Annotated in this window: 13 protein-coding genes, 3 rRNA genes, 1 other RNA gene and 1 other annotated feature; of the genes, 2 read left to right on the top strand and 15 right to left on the bottom strand. The window is 53.7% G+C overall.

The annotated features are described in order from the left end of the window. Positions 1 to 247 precede the first annotated feature (247 nt). From NSQ51_RS00140 to tadA, 8 genes are all read right to left on the bottom strand, one after another. A 16S ribosomal RNA gene (locus NSQ51_RS00140) occupies positions 248 to 1806 on the bottom strand. Between the two features lie 254 nt (positions 1807 to 2060). Continuing rightward, positions 2061 to 2327 (bottom strand): pro-sigmaK processing inhibitor BofA family protein, encoded by a 267-nt coding sequence (locus NSQ51_RS00135; protein ID WP_049625376.1) that lies wholly within the window; start codon positions 2325 to 2327, stop codon positions 2061 to 2063. Positions 2328 to 2399: 72 nt separating this feature from the next. Next, positions 2400 to 2624, bottom strand: a complete 225-nt coding sequence (locus tag NSQ51_RS00130; protein WP_033008840.1) for a YaaL family protein — start codon at positions 2622 to 2624, stop codon at positions 2400 to 2402. 23 nt (positions 2625 to 2647) lie between these two features. Continuing rightward, positions 2648 to 3244, bottom strand: coding sequence for a recombination mediator RecR (recR, locus tag NSQ51_RS00125; protein WP_033008839.1), 597 nt, complete (start codon positions 3242 to 3244; stop codon positions 2648 to 2650). Positions 3245 to 3253: 9 nt separating this feature from the next. Next, entirely contained in the window at positions 3254 to 3580 is a 327-nt protein-coding gene (locus NSQ51_RS00120; RefSeq protein ID WP_033008838.1) for a YbaB/EbfC family nucleoid-associated protein, read from the bottom strand. Positions 3581 to 3604: 24 nt separating this feature from the next. Then, positions 3605 to 5287, bottom strand: a complete 1683-nt coding sequence (gene dnaX, locus NSQ51_RS00115; RefSeq protein WP_049625375.1) for a DNA polymerase III subunit gamma/tau — start codon at positions 5285 to 5287, stop codon at positions 3605 to 3607. A gap of 210 nt (positions 5288 to 5497) precedes the next feature. Further along, positions 5498 to 5762: signal recognition particle sRNA large type (gene ffs, locus NSQ51_RS00110), an RNA gene on the bottom strand. Between the two features lie 53 nt (positions 5763 to 5815). Continuing rightward, complete coding sequence (gene tadA, locus NSQ51_RS00105) at positions 5816 to 6298, bottom strand: tRNA adenosine(34) deaminase TadA (protein ID WP_047817618.1); 483 nt, start codon at positions 6296 to 6298, stop codon at positions 5816 to 5818. Positions 6299 to 6384: 86 nt separating this feature from the next. Between tadA and NSQ51_RS00100 the strand changes: the two genes are divergently transcribed. After that, the gene (locus NSQ51_RS00100) at positions 6385 to 7671 is read left to right on the top strand and encodes a glycoside hydrolase family 18 protein (protein WP_033014224.1); all 1287 of its coding nucleotides are present in this window, start codon (positions 6385 to 6387) and stop codon (positions 7669 to 7671) included. Positions 7672 to 7907: 236 nt separating this feature from the next. On the opposite strand, the gene serS is transcribed toward NSQ51_RS00100, so the two are convergent. The 5 genes from serS to guaB form a co-directional block, all read right to left on the bottom strand. After that, positions 7908 to 9182, bottom strand: a complete 1275-nt coding sequence (gene serS / locus NSQ51_RS00095; RefSeq protein WP_033014225.1) for a serine--tRNA ligase — start codon at positions 9180 to 9182, stop codon at positions 7908 to 7910. 53 nt (positions 9183 to 9235) lie between these two features. Further along, positions 9236 to 9456 (bottom strand) — a binding site (T-box leader). A gap of 9 nt (positions 9457 to 9465) precedes the next feature. Then, positions 9466 to 10056, bottom strand: a complete 591-nt coding sequence (gene pdxT, locus NSQ51_RS00090) for a pyridoxal 5'-phosphate synthase glutaminase subunit PdxT (protein WP_121650134.1) — start codon at positions 10054 to 10056, stop codon at positions 9466 to 9468. Between the two features lie 24 nt (positions 10057 to 10080). Then, entirely contained in the window at positions 10081 to 10965 is an 885-nt protein-coding gene (gene pdxS, locus NSQ51_RS00085; RefSeq protein ID WP_033008824.1) for a pyridoxal 5'-phosphate synthase lyase subunit PdxS, read from the bottom strand. Positions 10966 to 11094: 129 nt separating this feature from the next. Beyond that, the gene (locus NSQ51_RS00080; protein WP_121650135.1) at positions 11095 to 12450 is read right to left on the bottom strand and encodes a D-alanyl-D-alanine carboxypeptidase family protein; all 1356 of its coding nucleotides are present in this window, start codon (positions 12448 to 12450) and stop codon (positions 11095 to 11097) included. Positions 12451 to 12554: 104 nt separating this feature from the next. Beyond that, positions 12555 to 14021 carry an IMP dehydrogenase gene (guaB, locus tag NSQ51_RS00075; protein ID WP_033014228.1) on the bottom strand — a complete coding sequence of 489 codons (1467 nt, stop codon included), beginning with the start codon at positions 14019 to 14021 and terminating at the stop codon, positions 12555 to 12557. A gap of 127 nt (positions 14022 to 14148) precedes the next feature. Between guaB and NSQ51_RS00070 the strand changes: the two genes are divergently transcribed. Further along, complete coding sequence (locus tag NSQ51_RS00070) at positions 14149 to 15138, top strand: YaaC family protein (protein WP_033014229.1); 990 nt, start codon at positions 14149 to 14151, stop codon at positions 15136 to 15138. A 104-nt stretch (positions 15139 to 15242) separates the two neighbouring features. Here the strand turns inward: NSQ51_RS00070 and rrf are convergent. Next, positions 15243 to 15359 (bottom strand): 5S ribosomal RNA (gene rrf, locus NSQ51_RS00065). A gap of 230 nt (positions 15360 to 15589) precedes the next feature. Then, positions 15590 to 18517: ribosomal RNA gene (locus NSQ51_RS00060) — 23S ribosomal RNA — on the bottom strand. Between the last annotated feature and the right edge of the window lie 178 nt (positions 18518 to 18695).

Here is an 18695-nt window from a genome sequence, read left to right as displayed (position 1 = left end):
AATTCTGTCTAGCTCCGGCTCGCCGCCGCTCGGGGTCAAATAACCTTCGCCTTCCGGGTGCAAGCACCCTTGCAGGCGAAGAACATTTGCCCATCGCGGCGAAACACTCGCCTCCGCTTTTCGTACTGTCTAGCTCCGGCCGCCATCGGCTCGCGACGCTTCGGTCCTGCTGCGGCGGCAACAGCCTCCTCGCAGGCCCTCCAGCGCGTTTCGCCGATAGGCGGGCGACCTTCGCTTTTCCCCTTAGAAAGGAGGTGATCCAGCCGCACCTTCCGGTACGGCTACCTTGTTACGACTTCACCCCAATCACTTGCCCCACCTTCGGCGGCTGGCTCCCTTGCGGGTTACCTCACCGACTTCGGGTGTTGCAAGCTCTCGTGGTGTGACGGGCGGTGTGTACAAGGCCCGGGAACGTATTCACCGCGGCATGCTGATCCGCGATTACTAGCGATTCCGGCTTCATGCAGGCGAGTTGCAGCCTGCAATCCGAACTGAGAGCGGCTTTTTGGGATTCGCTCCCCCTCGCGGGTTCGCAGCCCTTTGTACCGCCCATTGTAGCACGTGTGTAGCCCAGGTCATAAGGGGCATGATGATTTGACGTCATCCCCACCTTCCTCCGACTTGTCGCCGGCAGTCCCTCTAGAGTGCCCAACCGAATGCTGGCAACTAGAGGCGAGGGTTGCGCTCGTTGCGGGACTTAACCCAACATCTCACGACACGAGCTGACGACAACCATGCACCACCTGTCACCCTGTCCCCCCGAAGGGGGAACGCCCAATCTCTTGGGTTGTCAGGGGATGTCAAGACCTGGTAAGGTTCTTCGCGTTGCTTCGAATTAAACCACATGCTCCACCGCTTGTGCGGGCCCCCGTCAATTCCTTTGAGTTTCAGCCTTGCGGCCGTACTCCCCAGGCGGAGTGCTTATCGCGTTAGCTGCAGCACTAAAGGGTGTGACCCCTCTAACACTTAGCACTCATCGTTTACGGCGTGGACTACCAGGGTATCTAATCCTGTTTGCTCCCCACGCTTTCGCGCCTCAGCGTCAGGTGCAGGCCAGAGAGCCGCCTTCGCCACTGGTGTTCCTCCACATCTCTACGCATTTCACCGCTACACGTGGAATTCCGCTCTCCTCTCCTGCCCTCAAGTCCCCCAGTTTCCAATGACCCTCCACGGTTGAGCCGTGGGCTTTCACATCAGACTTAAGAGACCGCCTGCGCGCGCTTTACGCCCAATAATTCCGGACAACGCTCGCCCCCTACGTATTACCGCGGCTGCTGGCACGTAGTTAGCCGGGGCTTTCTCGTGAGGTACCGTCACCGCGCCGCCCTCTTCGAACGGCGCTCCTTCGTCCCTCACAACAGAGCTTTACGACCCGAAGGCCTTCTTCGCTCACGCGGCGTCGCTCCGTCAGGCTTTCGCCCATTGCGGAAGATTCCCTACTGCTGCCTCCCGTAGGAGTCTGGGCCGTGTCTCAGTCCCAGTGTGGCCGGTCACCCTCTCAGGCCGGCTACGCATCGTCGCCTTGGTGAGCCGTTACCTCACCAACTAGCTAATGCGCCGCGGGCCCATCCGCAAGTGACAGCCCAAAGGCCGCCTTTCAACCGAAGACCATGCGGTCTTCGGTGTTATCCGGTATTAGCTCCGGTTTCCCGGAGTTATCCCGGTCTTGCGGGCAGGTTGCCCACGTGTTACTCACCCGTCCGCCGCTGACCGAATCAAGGCAAGCCTCAATCCGGTCCGCTCGACTTGCATGTATTAGGCACGCCGCCAGCGTTCGTCCTGAGCCAGGATCAAACTCTCCAAAGAAAGTTGATTGGCTTTTGCTTCGGCCAATGCGGCCGAAGTTTTTTTCATGACGCTTGCGTTTTGTTTAGTTTTCAAGGAGCTTTCGATTTAGTGTTGCGCACTTTTATTATTATAATTACTGTTCAATTCGCTGTCAACATGTTTTTTATGAACAGCGACGTTTATTAATATACTTTATATCTATACAAAAGTCAATAGTTTTTCATAAAAAAATGAAAAGGCATTTTGACTAGACGATGCCTTTTCATTATGAATCATGACAGAATATATTGGTCAATCACAATTAATGCCGCAGCCCCTGGAAGGCCAAGAAATCCGCAAACGAGCGAGGTGATAAGGTTAATCGGAATATGAATGCTGAACTGCCCGCCGATCGCGTTAATGGCAAACAGCGCCAGCGCCCCGACGATCAGGCGGATAGCGGCATGGCCGATAAAGCGAAGCGCCTTAAGGCGGGCGCCAACAACGAGCAACACGGCAATGAGCGCCGACAATACGGTAATCACCACTTTCGGCTCCAACGTTTCATGCCCCCTTCTATGCTTGTACTACAAGCATATGCGCCTTTGGGGAAAAAAGAACAAAAAAGGAAGTCAACGCACTTCCTTCAGTGTAACACGACGGTGCTTCGCTTCGCGGAGAAGAAAAAAATACTTGGCCTCCGCCAGTTGGAGCGCGCTCAGCACCTCTCGAGACGGGTCAACGCTTTTTTCAATGAGCTGTTTTTGTTCAAACCACTCCGCTCTTGCTTGTTGCAGTTCGGCCATCAACTTTTCGTCAAATTGTCTTTTTAATTTCCCCTTCCGCCGCCATAACAAACCGATCCCCACCTTCTTTCTCTCTACAGTTCGCGGCGTCCTTCCAACGCTTTTGACAACGTCACTTCGTCCGCATATTCCAAATCGCCGCCTACCGGCAAGCCGTGGGCGATGCGGGTTACCTTGATTCCTGTTGGTTTGAGCAGGCGTGAGATATACATCGCTGTCGCTTCCCCTTCAATGTTCGGGTCAGTCGCTAAAATCACTTCTTGGATCGTCTCATCCTGCAGCCGCGCCAGCAGCTCGGCGATCTTAATGTCCTCCGGACCGATGCCTTCCATCGGAGAAATGGCTCCATGCAGCACATGGTACAAGCCATTGTATTCTTTCATTCTCTCCATAGCGATGACATCTTTCGGGTCTTGGACGACACAAATGGTCGTCCGGTCGCGCCGTTCGTCTTTGCAAATGTAGCACGGGTCCGCATCTGTAATATGCCCGCAAATCGTGCAATAATGAATATGCCGCTTTACGTCGACGAGCGCTTTGGCGAATTCAAGCACAACGTCTTCTTTCATCGCCAGCACGTGAAACGCGAGGCGGGCGGCCGTTTTTGGACCGATTCCGGGCAATTTCATAAAACTGTCAATCAGTTTGGATAACGGTTCTGGATAATGCATAGCTTCCCCCTAGAACAGCCCTGGAATGTTGAGTCCTTTCGTAAACTGCCCCATCATATCGTTGGCCAGCTCATCAGCTTTTTTGAGTGCATCGTTTGTCGCTGCCAAAACTAAATCCTGGAGCATTTCAATATCGTCCGGGTCAACGACTTCTTCTTTAATTTTCACTTCTAAAATTTGTTTATGGCCGTTGGCGATGACCGTCACCATGCCGCCGCCTGCCGTGCCCTCCACTGTTTTTTCTGCCAGCTCTTCCTGTGCTTTTTGCATTTCTTTTTGCATCTTCTGCATTTGCTTCAGCATTTTTTGCATATTTCCCATTCCGCCACGCATCATGGTTGGCATCCTCCTTCAATTCGTTTATTCTTTGATTTCAATCAATTCCTCGCCAAACAGCCGTTTCGCTTCGGCGATCAACGGGTCTTCCTGGCTTTTTTCCGCTTTCGCTTCTTTGCTGCGGATAAATTCTTCCCTTATTTTCCCCCATTCCTCTTCCGGAATGGCGATCATTTCAAAACGGCGGTTCGTCAGGTCAAATAAAATTGCTTCGACATTTTCCTTGACCGAACTCGCCGGGTCGGTCGCCATCTTGCAGTGAATTTCATACTTAAACTTTAACACAAATGCTGAAGCGCTTGCTGCGACCGGTTCACTCTCCTGCAAGAGAGCGGCGTGCGACACTTTATGCTGCCGCTTCAGCGCATCAAGTACGTCGGCCCAGCGGCCTTTCACCAAGGCTAAGTCTTCATGCGTCGCCTGCTTCAACAATTCGTAAATGCGGCCGACCGGTGCTTTATATCCCCCGGTTTTCACCGCTTTCGCCGTTTTTTTCGCAGAAGGCGCCTCCGGCGGGACGGCAGGCGCCTGCTCTTTTAGGCGGCGCAGCTCGATTTCCAGCGTTTCAATCCTCTTGATCAATGGCCCAAGTTCAGAAGCGTTCGGCGATGGAGCAGCAGCCGCTGGCTGATGGCAAAGCTTGACGAGCGCCACTTCGAGGAGAAGACGCGGGTGGTTCGTCCACTTCATCTCCTGCTGGCTTTTGTTCAACAGCTCAATCGCTCCGTACAAATCGGAAAGAGGAATCGCTTCCGAAAGCGAGGTGAACGCTTCGTCAACGACCGCAATTTGGATGGCTCCTTCCACATGAGGGGCCGTTTTGTACAGCAACAAGTCGCGATAATACAAAATCAAATCTTCAACCAAACGATTCGGATCTTTTCCTTGCGCCATCATTGCTTCAAACTGTTGCAAAACAGCCGCTGTATCTTTCCGATGAATGGCGGCAATGAAATCAGCCAACGCGGCAAATGATGCCGCTCCGGTCATCGCCAACACGTCATCAAGCCGAAGCTTCCCATCGCTGAATGAAATCGCCTGGTCAAGCAAACTGAGCGCGTCGCGCATCCCTCCATCGGCAGCGCGGGCGATAGCCGACAGCGCCTCGTCGGATGCTTCTACGCCCTGGGCGTTCGCCACATATTTCAACCGCGAAACGATGGAGGCCAGCGGGATGCGGCGAAAATCGAACCGTTGGCAGCGGGAAATGATCGTCGCCGGGATTTTATGCGGCTCGGTGGTGGCCAAAATGAAAATGACGTGTTTGGGCGGTTCCTCAAGCGTCTTCAACAACGCGTTAAACGCGCCGATTGACAGCATGTGCACTTCGTCGATAATGTACACTTTATAACGAACCGAGGTCGGCGCAAATTTCACTTTTTCACGGATGTCGCGGATTTCGTCGACGCGGTTGTTGGAAGCAGCGTCAATTTCCAACACATCGGGAATCGTTCCGTTTGTAATGCCGAGGCAAGCGGGACATTCATTGCACGGCTCGGCCGCCGGGGCCTGTTCACAGTTGACCGCCTTGGCGAACACTTTCGCCGCGCTCGTTTTGCCTGTCCCACGCGGTCCGGAAAATAAGTAGGCATGCGATATTTTATGTTGAAGCAGGGCGCTTTGCAACGTTTTCGTCACGTGTTCTTGGCCGACCATGTCCGCGAAACGCTGCGGCCGAAAAACACGGTATAACGCTTGGTATGCCACGGAAAACGGCCCTCCTCTTCCTCTCATCTCCACTATTATATAACGTTCTGCCCTATTTTAAAATAAAAAGAGGCTGTCCCAAAAGATCGTCTCTCTATGTAAAAGAGATACAATATGATCGTGTTGCCGAAGCAAATTGCCTCTGCATCTTGTCAATGAAGAAAGGGTGTCCCATTGCTTTTGGGACACCCTCTTGCTGCTTATGTAAGGCCGTGCACCTTCTGTCGATTAGCTGCCCCGAGCGTTGCTCAAGCAGTTGGCTCAGCCCAGGCGCCCCCGCGGCACATGGGAGCATCCGCTTACTGCTGCTTCCTTCCGGACCTGACAGGGTTCACGGAATCCCATTGCGCGGGACCCAGACGTCAACACCACTTACTTGAGACAGGCCTCACAACAGACTAACCTCGAGAAGGGATTCAGCCTCGCTAGAGCGGATTGCGAGTACAGGGCACCGCTACCTCCCCGCTTAGCACGGCACTATCAGTATAGCGCGTTTATAGGGAAAATGCAATGTACACAAGCCGAATTTTAGTTGGAACTTCCGCCAACATTTCTCTTTTGTTCGCGCAATCGGCGGAAAAAGCCGCTCAGCAGCGCCCCACACTCCTCCGCCAACACACCGCTTGCAACCTCAGCCTGGTGGTTGAACCGGCTTTCCTGCAATAAGTTCATTAACGTCCCGGCGCATCCCCCTTTTGGGTCGCTAGCTCCAAATACGACCCGCTCAATGCGGGAAAGAACGATGGCCCCCGCGCACATGGCGCACGGTTCAAGCGTCACGTATAACACCGCCCGTTCAAGCCTCCATGAGCCGGTCACCCGGCACGCTTCGTCAATGGCCAAAACCTCCGCATGGGCGATCGCGCGCTGTTCCGTTTCCCGTAAATTATGGGCGCGGGCGATGACGCGGCCGTCTTGAACGATGATGGCCCCGATCGGCACTTCGCCGATCCGTTCAGCTTTTTTTGCTTCTTCAATCGCCAACTTCATGTAATACTCATCGTTGCTCATCATATACCCCTTTGCACAAACGGTCATTTCTCTTTCTTTTCCATCATAAAATATGGAGAATGAAGACGCAACTAGGAGGTCAAGCGATGCAGATCCATGTCGTACAGAGAGGACAAACGTTAAGCGGGATCGCTAAAGCATATGAAACGACGGTCGAGGACATTGTTCGGGCGAACAAGCTGCCAAATCCCGACCGTCTTGTCGTCGGTCAGGCGCTCGTGATTCCGATCGTCGGTCGTTTTTATTGGGTGCAACCCGGAGACAGTTTATGGTCGATTGCCCGCCGGTTTTCCATTCCGATGCAGCGTCTCGCGGAAGTGAACCGCCTCTCGTTAAATGCGCCATTGCGGGTCGGCCAGCGTCTTTACATTCCGCCCGGAGCCAAGCGGAGAGCGGAGTTTAACGCCTATATTGAACCGCGCGGTGCGACCGTCAGTCCGGCGTTGGAAGCAAGCGCCCGCGAAGCCGCTCCACATTTAACGTATTTAAGTCCCTTTTATTTTGCCATTCGGCGCGACGCGACATTGCAAGAGCCGCCGCTTGACGACTTTCCGGATATCGCCCGCGCCAACCGCGTCACGCTCGTGATGGTTGTCGCCAACATTGAAAACGGGCAGTTCAGCGACGAGCTGGGCGCGCTTATTTTGACGAATGAAACGCTGCAAAATCGTCTACTCGACAACATTGTCGCCACCGCCAGACGGTATGGCTTCCGCGACATCCATTTTGATTTTGAATATTTGCGCCCGGAAGACCGTGAGGCGTATAATGCGTTTTTGCGCAAAGCGAAACGGCGATTTGAACGGGAAGGATGGATGATGTCGACCGCCCTGGCGCCAAAAACGAGCGCCACCCAGCGCGGACGTTGGTACGAAGCCCATGACTACCGCGCCCATGGACAAATTGCCGACTTTGTCGTCATAATGACGTATGAGTGGGGCTATAGCGGCGGTCCGCCGATGCCGGTCTCCCCCATCGGCCCTGTCCGCCGTGTCCTCAAGTACGCCGTCTCGGAAATGCCTCCCGGAAAGATTTTAATGGGGCAAAATTTGTATGGTTATGATTGGACACTGCCGTACGTACCGGGCGGACCGTACGCCCGCGCCATCAGCCCGCAGCAGGCCATCGCCCTCGCCGCGAGGTATAACGTCGCGATTGAATACGACACCGAGGCGCAGGCGCCGCATTTTCGCTACCGCGATGAAAACGGGCGCGAGCACGAAGTATGGTTTGAGGACGCCCGCTCCATTCAGGCAAAATTCAATCTCGTGAAAGAACTTGGCCTGCGCGGAGTCAGCTATTGGAAACTGGGCTTCGATTTCCCGCAAAACTGGCTGCTCCTTTCTGACCAGTTTGCAGTCGTCAAAAGATAAGGCCGCCCGCGCCAAAGAGATAAAAAAACCCGCCTTTCTCCCGGCGGGTTTTTTTATGGCTGGAAACGGCGATTCCGATCAGCCGTTCCAGATGACAATCTCCTCTTATGCGCGTCAGTACTGTTCTTTATCGCTTTGGCAGAGAAGCATTCGAGGCCGGCGTCCGCCGCCTCTTTTTCTCCGTCGCCAACGTCATTCACTATAACACGGCTGCCGGGAAAAGTCAACCAACGATTTTAACGGATGACGTCCCGGTTTCCCATGTATGGGCGGAGCGCCTCTGGGATGATGACCGATCCATCTTCTTGCTGGTAGTTTTCCAAAATGGCGGCGACCGTCCGCCCAATGGCTAGCCCCGAACCGTTTAATGTATGCACGTACTCCGGTTTCGCTTTTGGATCGCGACGGAAGCGGATGTTGGCACGGCGCGCTTGAAACGCCTCAAAGTTGCTGCACGACGAAATTTCCCGGTACGTTCCGTAACTTGGCAGCCATACTTCAATATCGTATGTTTTCGCTGCTGAAAAGCCGAGATCACCCGTGCACAAGGCGACAACGCGGTACGGAAGCCCGAGCCGTTGCAAAATCGTTTCCGCCTGCCGTGTCAATTTTTCCAGTTCCTCGTATGAATCTTCCGGTTTGACAAACTTAACAAGCTCCACTTTGTTGAACTGATGCTGACGGATGAGCCCTCTTGTGTCGCGGCCGGCCGAACCAGCTTCAGCGCGGAAACAGGCGCTGTACGCTGCATAGTAAAGCGGCAAATCATCTGCAGATAAAATTTCATCGCGATGCAAGTTCGTCACCGGCACTTCCGCTGTCGGAATGAGAAAATAGTCTTCGCTGTCCAAATGAAACGCATCCTCGGCAAATTTCGGCAATTGCCCGGTTCCAATCATGCTTGCCCGGTTCACCAAATAGGGGGGCAGTACTTCTTCATAGCCGAATTCATCGAGATGGATGTCAAGCATAAAGTTGATTAACGCCCGCTCAAGCCGGGCGCCCAACCCTTTATAAAACACAAACCGGCTTCCTGTCACTTTAGCCGCCCGCTCAAAATCAAGCAGACCAAGCTGGTCGGCGATATCCCAATGCGGTTTCGGTTCAAACGAAAACGAACGCGGCTCCCCCCATCTCCGCACTTCGACATTGTCCTCTTCCGACTGGCCGACCGGTACGGATTCATGCGGAATATTTGGAATCGATAACAACAGGGCGTTGAGTTCCTCTTCCAGTTGGCGAATGTGCTCATCCATTTGCTTAATGCGGTCGCCGACTTCGCGCATTTGGACGATCAGCGGCTCCGCATCCTTTTTCTCGCGCTTAAGGGCGGCAATTTGCTGCGACACATCATTGCGTTTGCTTTTTAGCTCTTCCACCTCAGCAATCAAACGGCGGCGTTCTTTGTCCAACTGTTCAAACCGGTCGATGTTCGCCAAATCTCCGCCGCGCTGCATTAGTTTTTCTTTCACTTCTTCAAACTGGGCGCGCAATATTTTCACATCCAGCATGGCTTTTACCTCCTTTTCCATTCAATATTATACATAAAAAAGCCCCCGTCCCCAAAAGGGACGGGAGCGACCCCGCGGTGCCACCCTTATTGAAGGCTTGCGATGCCTTCCCTTTTTGCCGTTCACGGCGGCTACCGAAAACGCCTACTGACCCGCTTTGGCGTTCAACGTTTTGCTCGAGGATGGATTCACAGGCGCTTCCTGCCGGTTTGCACCACCCACCGGCTCTCTGAAAGAAAGGGGGTCTGCTGCTTGTTCCTCTCATCGCTTTCGCTTGATCACTTCACTTAAGGCTTGACGTCATTTTCGCTTCTTTGACCATGTTGAGAAAGTATTGCATCAATCGATGATCGTCGGTCAGCTCTGGATGGAACGAGCAACCAAGAAACTGGCCTTGCCGGGCCGCGACAATGCGGTCATTGTATGTCGCGAGGACATCGACCCCGTCGCCGACCTCGACAATGTGCGGAGCACGGATGAAGACGCCGACAAACCCGTCGCCACTCCCCTTGATCGACAGCTCCGCCTCAAAGCTTTCCCGCTGCCGCCCAAACGAGTTCCGCTCGACCGTAATATCCATCAGGCCTAAGTGAGGCTCATCATACCCGACGATTCGTTTCGCCAGCAAAATGAGCCCGGCGCATGTCCCAAACATCGGCTTGCCATCAGCGGCAAATTGCTTCAATGGCTCCATCAATCCGTACCGGTCCATGAGGCGCCGCATTGTTGTGCTTTCGCCGCCCGGGAGCACGAGTCCGTCGAGTCCCGAAAGCTGCTCCGGTTTCTTCACGACGACCGCCTCGGCGCCGCACGCCTCGATGGCGCGGACATGTTCCTGCACAGCTCCTTGCAGTCCAAGTACACCTATTTTCATTGTGATCTTGCTCCTTTGTCCGGCTTACCAGCCTCGTTCTTGCATCCGATGCTCCGGCAGCAGTGTCGCGACATCGATGCCGCGCATTGCGCCGCCCAGCCCTTTCGATAGATGGGCGATCAGCTCATAGTCTTCATAATGAGTCGTCGCTTCAACGATCGCACGAGCGTATTTTTCCGGATTTTCCGATTTAAAAATGCCCGAACCAACGAAGACACCGTCGGCGCCTAAGTGCATCATGAGCGCGGCGTCAGCTGGTGTCGCGACACCGCCAGCGGCGAAGTTGACGACCGGGAGGCGGCCAAGCCGTTTGATTTCACGCAGCACTTCAACCGGAGCCCCAAGCTGTTTCGCCTCGGCGACAAGTTCGTCTTCGCTCATGCTGACAACTTTGCGGATTTGCGCGTTGACTTTGCGCATATGGCGAACGGCCTCGACGATGTTTCCTGTCCCTGGCTCCCCTTTTGTCCGCAACATCGATGCCCCTTCAGCAATGCGGCGGGCGGCCTCTCCTAAGTCGCGGCAACCGCATACAAATGGGACCGTAAACTGCCGTTTGTCAATATGGAACTCTTCATCAGCCGGCGTCAATACTTCACTTTCGTCAATATAGTCGACGCCGAGCGCCTCAAGGACGCGCGCTTCCACATAATGCCCGATGCGCACTTTTGCCATGACTGGGATTGATACAGCGTTCATCACTTCTTCAATGATCGTCGGATCAGCCATGCGCGCGACACCGCCAGCGGCGCGAATGTCTGCCGGGACGCGCTCGAGCGCCATGACTGCGACAGCCCCTGCCGCCTCAGCAATCTTCGCTTGCTCCGCATTGACGACGTCCATAATGACGCCGCCTTTTTGCATTTCCGCCATGCCGCGTTTGACGCGGTCTGTACCTGTCAATGCCAACGTTGATTCCCCCTGTTCCTATCCTTATGCTTTGCTATATACGCAAAAGGATGATTCCACTGTTTCATTTTACCTCAATTTTTACAAAAATCACAATGGAAAAAAGCTCCCCTTAACCGGGGAGCAGCGTTACAACCAACCTTTCACCGTTTTGGCAACGCTTGTCCATAAATCAGCAAACAGTCCGCCAATCGCACGCATCGAGAGAACGAACCAGTTGGCTTTCTCCACCTCGGTTGTCGTAACGAGCGGCACCCGGATGTTTTTTTGCATGTCCGGGCTTAAGAACGCGAGCGAGTCATCGCCTTTGTATTCAAGCGTCATATATCCGACCGTCTCTCCTTTTTTCAACGGAGCGATCAATTTTCCTTCTTTCGTCATTTTTTTCTGATCCAATACATAAACCGGCTTGTACTGTTTTTCCTCGCCATTTTTGATGAGCAGAGACAGCTTTTTCGCCGTTGCGACGCGAACTTCTTTTTCCTTCCCTTTCACGACTGGAATCGTCTCTTTCCCCTTCAGCTGATACCCTTTCGGATAGAGCGTTTGGAGCGAGTATTGATGAAATCCATAGTTAAATAGTTTTTCTGTCTCCTTAAAACGCGCCTCTTTCGTCGTTTTTCCGCTTGCATCCTTGGCATTCATCACGACGGAAATTAGACGGACGCCGTTCCGCTTCGCCGTCCCGGTGAAACAGTTGCCGGCAAATTCCGTATAGCCGGTTTTCAACCCGTCTACCCCTTCGTATCCGTACACAAGCCCTGGTAGCATCCAGTTCCAGTTGTCCATTTTAATTTCGTCCTCTGTTCCTCCTCGGAACATTTTATGGGGAATGCTCGCCGTTTCCAGCACCTCTGGATGGTCTTTCAGCAGCCGGTAGGCAAGGGTGGCCATGGCCCGCGCAGACATGACATTTTCCTCATCCGAGTTTGTCCCTTCCAGGTAGAATCTTTTTAAGTCTTCGTTGCTTAACCCTGTCGCATTCACGAATTTATAATCTTTCAACCCGAGCTGTTTCGCTTTTTCATTCATCATTTTCACGAAATTTTTCTCTGACCCAGCAATGATTTCCGCAATCGCGACCGTAGCCCCATTGGCCGAATAAATGGCCATTGCCTCGTACAGTTCGCGCACTGTATACTTGCCATCTTTGCGCAGCGGAACGTTGGACAGCGCCCGGTCTTGCGACAACCGGTACACATACTCACTCGGCGTATACGTCTGATCCCACTTGACACGTTTCGCCTTAACGGCGTCAAGAAGCAAATACTCGGTCATCATTTTTGTCATGCTGGCAATACCAAGCACCGTATCAATGTTTTTCTCATATAAAATTCTTCCCGTCTTCGCGTCCACTAAAATCGCGGCGTCCGCCCGGATGTCAAGCGGAGCGCTTTCCGCCTTCGCCGTCTGTTGAAACGGCCATAGTGTTAAGCAAAGACAAACAGACAGCAGCCAAAACAACCACTTTCGTTTCCTCTTCACATCGAAACCCTCCTCACACAACCGTTATTGTAACATACAGGCGGCCAAAAAAATAGACGGAGAATCTGTCTCCGTCAAAGTTAGGCTGATGGACGCAGCCTTGATCAAAACGCGGAGTAGTTCGGCGCTTCTTTCGTAATTTGCACGTCATGCGGATGGCTTTCGCGAAGCCCTGCGCCCGTCATGCGGACAAATTGCGTTTTCTCCCGCAGCTCATCCAAGTTCCGCGTTCCACAATAGCCCATACCGGCGCGCAAGCCACCGACAAGCTGATAAATCGTATCGGCGAGCGGCCCTTTGTACGGCACACGCCCTTCGATGCCTTCCGGGACAAACTTTTTCGCGTCTTCTTGGAAATAACGATCTTTGCTGCCGCGCTCCATCGCCGCGACCGACCCCATGCCCCGGTATACTTTAAAGCGGCGGCCTTGGTAAATTTCCGTCTCGCCTGGGCTTTCCGAGACGCCGGCGAGCAAACTGCCGAGCATGACCGCATGAGCTCCAGCGGCAATCGCCTTCACGATGTCGCCAGAGTATTTAATGCCGCCGTCAGCGATGATCGGGACGCCATGTTTGCGCGCCTCAGTCGCACAGTCATAGATCGCCGTAATTTGCGGCACACCAACCCCGGCGACAACCCGGGTCGTGCAGATGGACCCCGGACCGATTCCGACTTTAATAATGTTCGCCCCAGCCTCAATCAAGTCGCGCGTCCCTTCAGCTGTCGCGACATTGCCGGCGATGATGTTCAAGTCCGGGTATTGGCGGCGGATGTTGGCCACCGTCTCTAGGACGCCTTTCGAATGGCCGTGCGCCGTGTCAACGACAATGACATCAACCCCTGCCTCAACAAGCTTTTTGACGCGAATCATCGTGTCCGCCGTCACCCCGACGGCCGCCCCGACAATCAGCCTCCCTTTCGCATCTTTCGCCGAATTCGGGAACTCGATCACCTTTTCGATGTCCTTAATCGTAATAAGCCCTTTTAAAACTCCATTTTCATCGACGAGAGGCAATTTTTCCACTTTGTGCTTTTGCAAAATTTTTTCCGCTTCTTCTAACGTAGTCCCTACCGGGGCTGTAACCAAGTTCTCCTTCGTCATTACCTCGGAAATTTTAATCGAGTAATCCTGAATAAAGCGCAAATCGCGGTTCGTGATAATGCCGACAAGCTTTTGTTCCTCGGCATTGTTGACGATCGGCACGCCGGAGATGCGATACTTGCTCATTAAATGTTCCGCATCATACACTTGATGATCAGGCGTTAAGAAAAACGGATCCGTAATAACACCGCGCTCTGACCGCTTTACTTTGTCGACTTGTTCCGCCTGTTGCTCAATCGACATGTTTTTGTGAATGACGCCAAGACCGCCTTGACGCGCCATCGCAATAGCCATTTCCGCTTCGGTTACTGTATCCATGCCGGCGCTAATAATTGGGATGTTCAACTGGAGCGTATCGCTTAATTTCGTCGTGACATCAACATCACGCGGCAGCACGTCCGATTTTGCTGGAATGAGAAGAACATCATCAAACGTCAAGCCTTCCTTTGCGAATTTCGCTTCCCACATGTTTTCTCCCCCTTGTCCGGAAATATTATTAGTAGCTTAACAACTGGTTAAACTACTGTCAAGGAATCAAAAAAATGTCCAACTTTTCAGTTATCTTCTTACAATTCCATGGCAAGGGGGGGTAAAAATGTTCGGAAATCCCGGTAAAGCTGTCAACTTTTCTATTTTCCGCTCCGCTGACGTCGCCCAGCGCTTTTTGCTGCAATGCTACAAACAGCAACAACGGGAAGACGCTGTTCAGCGCAGTTATACAAACTGTTATCCATTTTTATATTATTTGGAGCATGGGCAAAACTTTTATGCCGCCGCCAGGCAGTCGCCATTGTCCATTAAACCGGTTCTTTTGTTTTATGGCATGGTGCAGCTGATAAAGGCGTGCCTGCTCACCGTCGATCCGGACTATCCTGAATCGACATCCGTTTTAGCCCATGGAGTGTCAACGAGAAAGCGCAAAAAACAAGGCTATGAATTTTTAGATGACGAAGTCAAAATCCAAAAAAACGGTTTGTTCACTCATTTTTCTGAAAAAATGTTTCATGTGAAACAAGAGGCGGGGGAAAAATTTCGCATGGGCATGCTGTTGCAACGAATCTGCGAACTGCACGAAACATTTTTTTGTTTAAGCGAACGAAAAAAGCCATTGTCGTTGCCGGTCGTACATACGGTTTCACCGCCCATGCTGGCCATTCCGAAGGCGATTTTGGACCATTACCATATGTCGCAGCTCCGCTTCATCCAGTACATGAGCGAGGAAGGGCACGAAAAACAGCTGACATTCGCCAAGGAGGAAGGGGAATTTCTTTATTTCAAAATGGAATCGCCGCTATCGCCGATTAAGGAAGGGCCATTTTTATTCCATTCGAACGGAACATACCATATCCCAACGAAGAAGGAAAAAATCTTTGCGCTCCCGGAAATCCATGCCCATTATTTGCTGCTGTACAATTTGAGCATGATCTCCCGCTACGAAACAGAGTGGTGGAGCGAACTTCTTCACTCTTACTCAAGCAAGGCGTACATTTTTATTCTTCAATTTCTTTCCATATCGGCGGACAAAGTGCCCCTGCTGCTAAACGAATATTTAATGCATAAGTTTTGGGCCAAGCCAAATGATTGAATGCCCTCCCACCTGCACGAACACGCGAGAGTAAAGGCTTCCCAGCGCAGGTTGATAAAAAACACCCCATTGCGCGTCATGCACAATGGGGTGCTCTGTTTTCCGCCTAGCAGCGACCTACTCTTGCAGGGGCGCTGGCCCCAACTACCATCGGCGCTGGAGGGCTTAACTTCCGTGTTCGGGATGGGAACGGGTGTTTCCCCTCCACTATCACCACTAGGCCATATGAGGTTGTCAGGAATTCGTTCCCTGAAAACTAGATAACCGTTTCAGGAAGAAGCCGGGACGCTTTCACTTTTCATTGTCTAGCTCCGGCTCGCCGCCGCTTTTCGCTGTCTAGTTCCGGCCGCCATCGGCTCGCGACGCTTCGGTCCTGCTGCGGCGGGCTAAGCCCGCTCGCAGGCCCTCCAGCGCGCCTCGCCGATAAGCAGGCGGCCTCCACTTTTCTTGTTAGGTTAAGCCCTCGATCGATTAGTATCCGTCAGCTCCACGTGTCGCCACGCTTCCACCTCGGACCTATCGACCTCGTCATCTTCGAGGGATCTTACCCGCCTGACGCGGTGGGAAATCTCATCTTGAGGGGGGCTTCACGCTTAGATGCTTTCAGCGCTTATCCCGTCCGCACATAGCTACCCAGCGGTGCCCCTGGCGGGACAACTGGTACACCAGCGGTGCGTCCATCCCGGTCCTCTCGTACTAAGGACAGCTCCTCTCAAATTTCCTGCGCCCGCGACGGATAGGGACCGAACTGTCTCACGACGTTCTGAACCCAGCTCGCGTACCGCTTTAATGGGCGAACAGCCCAACCCTTGGGACCGACTACAGCCCCAGGATGCGATGAGCCGACATCGAGGTGCCAAACCTCCCCGTCGATGTGGACTCTTGGGGGAGATCAGCCTGTTATCCCCGGGGTAGCTTTTATCCGTTGAGCGATGGCCCTTCCATGCGGAACCACCGGATCACTAAGCCCGACTTTCGTCCCTGCTCGACCTGTCCGTCTCGCAGTCAAGCTCCCTTGTGCCTTTGCACTCTCCGAATGATTTCCAACCATTCTGAGGGAACCTTTGGGCGCCTCCGTTACCTTTTGGGAGGCGACCGCCCCAGTCAAACTGCCCGCCTGACACTGTCTCCCACCCCGCTAAGGGGTGCGGGTTAGAATTTCAATATCGCCAGGGTGGTATCCCACCGCCGCCTCCACCGAAGCTGGCGCTCCGGCTTCCCAGGCTCCCACCTATCCTGTACAAGCGATACCAAAATTCCATATCAGGCTGCAGTAAAGCTCCACGGGGTCTTTCCGTCCTGTCGCGGGTAACCTGCATCTTCACAGGTAGTATAATTTCACCGGGTCTCTCGTTGAGACAGCGCCCAAGTCGTTACACCTTTCGTGCGGGTCGGAACTTACCCGACAAGGAATTTCGCTACCTTAGGACCGTTATAGTTACGGCCGCCGTTTACTGGGGCTTCGGTTCGCACCTTCGCTTCCGCTAAGCGCTCCCCTTAACCTTCCAGCACCGGGCAGGTGTCAGCCCCTATACGTCGCCTTTCGGCTTCGCAGAGACCTGTGTTTTTGATAAACAGTCGCTTGGGCCTTTTCACTGCGGCTCGTTCGGGCTCTTCACCCAAACGAGCACCCCTTCTCCCGAAGTTACGGGGTCATTTTGCCGAGTTCCTTAACGAGAGTTCTCCCGCGCGCCTTAGGATTCTCTCCTCGCCTACCTGTGTCGGTTTGCGGTACGGGCACCTCTTCCCTCGCTAGAGGCTTTTCTTGGCAGTGTGAAATCGGGGACTTCCGGATGACTCCGTCGCCATCACCGCTTGGCCTTACAATCCGCGGATTTGCCTACGGATCAGCCTTGCGGCTTGGACAGGCTCTTCCAGCCGCCTGCTCGCCCTATCCTCCTGCGTCCCCCCATCGCTCAAACGGGAAGGAGGTGGTACAGGAATCTCAACCTGTTGTCCATCACCTACGCCTTTCGGCCTCGGCTTAGGTCCCGACTAACCCTGAGCGGACGAACCTTCCTCAGGAACCCTTAGGCTTTCGGCGCAGAGGATTCTCACCTCTGTTTTCGCTACTCATACCGGCATTCTCACTTCTAAGCGCTCCACCAGTCCTTCCGGTCTGGCTTCAACGCCCTTAGAACGCTCCCCTACCGATGACCAACGGTCATCCCGCAGCTTCGGCGGCACGTTTAGCCCCGGTACATTTTCGGCGCAGAGTCACTCGACCAGTGAGCTATTACGCACTCTTTAAATGGTGGCTGCTTCTAAGCCAACATCCTGGTTGTCTTTGCAACTCCACATCCTTTTCCACTGAACGTGCACTTTGGGGCCTTAGCTGGCGATCTGGGCTGTTTCCCTCTCGACCACGGATCTTATCACTCGCAGTCTGACTCCCGGGCATAAGTCGTTGGCATTCGGAGTTTGACTGGGTTCGGTAACCCGATGAGGGCCCCTAGCCCAATCAGTGCTCTACCTCCAACACTCTCCATCCCGAGGCTAGCCCTAAAGCTATTTCGGGGAGAACCAGCTATCTCCAAGTTCGATTGGCATTTCACCCCTACCCACACCTCATCCCCGCACTTTTCAACGTGCGTGGGTTCGGGCCTCCAGCCGGTGTTACCCGGCCTTCACCCTGGACATGGGTAGATCACCTGGTTTCGGGTCGACGACGACGTACTTTTCGCCCTGTTCAGACTCGCTTTCGCTGCGGCTCCGCCTCTTCGGCTTAACCTCGCACGCCATCGTCACTCGCCGGTTCATTCTACAAAAGGCACGCCATCACGCATGAACGCGCTCTGACTACTTGTAGGCACACGGTTTCAGGTTCTCTTTCACTCCCCTTCCGGGGTGCTTTTCACCTTTCCCTCACGGTACTGGTGCACTATCGGTCACTAGGGAGTATTTAGCCTTGGGAGATGGTCCTCCCTGCTTCCGACGGGATTTCCCGTGTCCCGCCGTACTCAGGATCCGCTCGGGAGGGAACGAAGTTTCGACTACAGGGCTGTCACCTTCTCTGGCCGGCCGTTCCAGACCGGTTCGTCTACCCCGTTCCTTTCTCACTCCCACAATGAGCGGTCCTACAACCCCAAGAGGCACGCCTCTTGGTTTGGGCTGTTCCCGTTTCGCTCGCCGCTACTCAGGGAATCGCGTTTGCTTTCTTCTCCTCCGGGTACTAAGATGTTTCAGTTCCCCGGGTGTGCCCTCCATGCCCTATGGATTCAGGCATGGATACTGCCCCATTACGGACAGTGGGTTCCCCCATTCGGACATCTCCGGATCAACGCTTGCTTACAGCTCCCCGGAGCGTTTCGGCGTTTGCCCCGTCCTTCATCGGCTCCTAGTGCCAAGGCATCCACCGTGCGCCCTTTCTAGCTTAACCTACAGCGCTCTCGGCTTCTTCCTTATTGTCTAGCGTCGGCTCGCCGCCGCTCGGGGTCAAATAACCTTCGCCTTCCGGGTGCAAGCACCCTTGCAGGCGAAGAACATTTGCCCATCGCGGCGAAACGCTCGCCTCCGCTTTTCCGGTTATCTAGTTTTCAAGGAACGAATCAAGAAAA

The organism is Geobacillus sp. FSL K6-0789, from assembly GCF_038593135.1.
Lineage (GTDB): Bacteria > Bacillota > Bacilli > Bacillales > Anoxybacillaceae > Geobacillus > Geobacillus stearothermophilus.
This window is presented reverse-complemented; position numbering and strand designations above follow the sequence as displayed.

Bases quoted from the DNA above. Each gene is read 5' to 3' on its own strand.
- pdxT (WP_121650134.1), bottom strand. From the start codon at position 10,056: ATGAAAATAGGTGTACTTGGACTGCAAGGAGCTGTGCAGGAACATGTC.
- guaB (WP_033014228.1), bottom strand. From the start codon at position 14,021: ATGTGGGAAGCGAAATTCGCAAAGGAAGGCTTGACGTTTGATGATGTT.
- tadA (WP_047817618.1), bottom strand. From the start codon at position 6,298: ATGAGCAACGATGAGTATTACATGAAGTTGGCGATTGAAGAAGCAAAA.
- NSQ51_RS00120 (WP_033008838.1), bottom strand. From the start codon at position 3,580: ATGATGCGTGGCGGAATGGGAAATATGCAAAAAATGCTGAAGCAAATG.
- serS (WP_033014225.1), bottom strand. From the start codon at position 9,182: ATGCTGGATGTGAAAATATTGCGCGCCCAGTTTGAAGAAGTGAAAGAA.
- recR (WP_033008839.1), bottom strand. From the start codon at position 3,244: ATGCATTATCCAGAACCGTTATCCAAACTGATTGACAGTTTTATGAAA.
- NSQ51_RS00070 (WP_033014229.1), top strand. From the start codon at position 14,149: ATGTTCGGAAATCCCGGTAAAGCTGTCAACTTTTCTATTTTCCGCTCC.
- NSQ51_RS00100 (WP_033014224.1), top strand. From the start codon at position 6,385: ATGCAGATCCATGTCGTACAGAGAGGACAAACGTTAAGCGGGATCGCT.